Origin of the sequence: Nguyenibacter vanlangensis, from assembly GCF_013376155.1 — a bacterium.
GTDB lineage: Bacteria > Pseudomonadota > Alphaproteobacteria > Acetobacterales > Acetobacteraceae > Gluconacetobacter > Gluconacetobacter vanlangensis.
This window is the reverse complement of sequence record NZ_JABXXP010000549.1, coordinates 1-1,933: the sequence shown is the minus strand read 5'-3', so window position 1 is coordinate 1,933 and position 1,933 is coordinate 1. Positions and strand designations below refer to the sequence as shown.

General features: G+C 69.8%; 3 protein-coding genes. 2 read left to right on the top strand and 1 reads right to left on the bottom strand.

Annotation, left to right across the window (positions count from 1 at the left end; all coding sequences use genetic code 11):
* A partial coding sequence (locus HUK84_RS16520) for a YjjA family protein (RefSeq protein ID WP_176641254.1) occupies positions 1 to 369 on the top strand: 369 nt, incomplete at its 5' end.
* A gap of 55 nt (positions 370 to 424) precedes the next feature.
* Positions 425 to 1,390 carry an NAD(P)-dependent oxidoreductase gene (locus HUK84_RS16515; protein WP_176641253.1) on the top strand — a complete coding sequence of 322 codons (966 nt, stop codon included), beginning with the start codon at positions 425 to 427 and terminating at the stop codon, positions 1,388 to 1,390.
* A 35-nt stretch (positions 1,391 to 1,425) separates the two neighbouring features.
* Here the strand turns inward: HUK84_RS16515 and HUK84_RS16510 are convergent.
* Positions 1,426 to 1,933 (bottom strand): zinc-binding dehydrogenase (locus HUK84_RS16510; protein ID WP_176641252.1); only part of this gene is annotated, 508 nt, incomplete at its 5' end.

The window sequence follows — 1,933 nt, the reverse complement described above, 5'->3', positions numbered from 1 at the left end:
ATGGGCGGCGGCAATGGCGGCATGATGGGCGGCGCCATGGGGGCGATGGGTGGCGGGGCCATGGGTGGCGCCATGGGCCTGCCGTCCCTGTCCTCGGCCGGCGCCGGCAACCTCGCCGGCCTGCTGGGCTATTGCGTGCAGAACAACTATCTCGGCACCGGCACCGCCTCTCCGGTCATGAGCGCCCTGGGCCGCAAGGCCGGCATCGACCCCCGGACCGACAGCCAATACCAGGCGGGCCGGAACGGTCTGCTGGACACCGGGGGCGGCAACACCTTCTCGCTGGCCGGAGCGGGGCAGGGGATCAAGCAGCAGATGACGCAGAAAATCTGCACCCTGGTCCTGAACCGCGCCCGCTCCATGCTCTGACGCCCACCCGGCAACGCGGTCGGCGCCGGCCGCGCGGCCGCAGCAGGAGCAACACATGACCGACGACGGCACAATCGCTGCGCCACGCGTCGCATTCCTCGGGACCGGGATCATGGGTGCGCCCATGGCCCGTCATATCGCCCAGGCGGGATATCGGATTTCGGCCTGGAACCGCACGGACGACAAGGCCCGTCCGCTGGCGGCATTCGGCGTCGAGGTGGCCCCGAGCGCTGTGCAGGCGGTATCCGGCGCGGATATCGTGATCGTCATGGTGACCTCCGGCCAGGCCGCGAACCAGATCCTGTTCGAGGACGGCCGGGCCGCCGCCCACATCAAGGCCGGCGCCATCGTCGTCATGATGAGTTCGATTGCCGTGGACGTGGCCAGGACACAGGCTGCGCGTCTGCGGGAGCTGGGGATCGGCTATGTTGACGCGCCCGTTTCCGGCGGCGAGAAAGGGGCGATCGACAAGACGCTGGCGATCATGGCCGGCGGGTCGCCGGACGACATTGCGGCGGTATCGCCCCTGCTGGGCGTACTGGGGCGCGTGACGTATATCGGTCCGGTCGGGACGGGGCAACTGGCCAAGCTGGCCAACCAGGTCATCGTCGCCGGGACGATCACCCTGATCGCCGAAGCCTTCACGCTGGCCGAGCGCGGCGGCGCGGATCCGGCGCGCGTGCGACAGGCCCTGACGGGCGGCTTCGCCGACAGCGTGATCCTGCAGCAGCACGGGCTGCGGATGATCGAACGCCGGTTCACCCCCGGCGGCGACGCGATCAATCAGGTCAAGGACCTTGATGCGGCGGCCAGGATCGCCGAGGAACACCACCTGGCGCTGCCGGCGACCGAGCGGGTCGCCGAGCTGTTTCGCGCCATGGTTGCCGCCGGCGACGGCGGCCTCGACCACAGCGGCATCTTCCTCCATATCGCGCGCCTCAATGGCCTGCCGACCCATGACATCATACATGACATCATAACGGATGACGCCACGACCGGAGAGCCGTCACGAAAAGCCTGACATGACGCGGTGATTCCGCCGCGTCGCGATCCGCTCTACGGCGCGTCGATCCGCAGCAGCACCTTGGCCGCCGATCGCCGGTCCGCCGCGGCCGCGAACGCGTCGGCAAAGGCGGCAAACGCGACTTCATGGGTGACCAGCCCGTCCGCGATCCGCGGATGCGCCGCCAGCATCGTCAGCGCCTCGGCGAATTCGCCATCGAAACGGAACGACCCGCGCAGGTCCAGTTCCCGCGCGAGGATCTGCGCCATCGGCACAGCGACCATGCCCGGCGGAAACATCCCCACCTGCACCAGGATGCCGCCCCGCCGCGCCCGCGCGACGGCGGATGGCAGCGCCTCTTCCACGCCCGTGGCCTCGAACACGACGTCGAATTCCTCCTCGGGCGCGGCATGGCGCGCATTCCACGTCTCGGTCGCTCCCAGCCGGCGCGCGACCGCCAGCGGAAAATCATGCAAATCGGTGGCGACGATGCGTACCGCGCCACGGACCGCCAGGGCGGCGACGATCAGCGCGCCGATCGGCCCCGCCCCCTGCACCAGG

Excerpts from the sequence above, each read along its gene's own strand:
- HUK84_RS16515 (WP_176641253.1), top strand. The coding sequence starts at position 425 with ATGACCGACGACGGCACAATCGCTGCGCCACGCGTCGCATTCCTCGGG.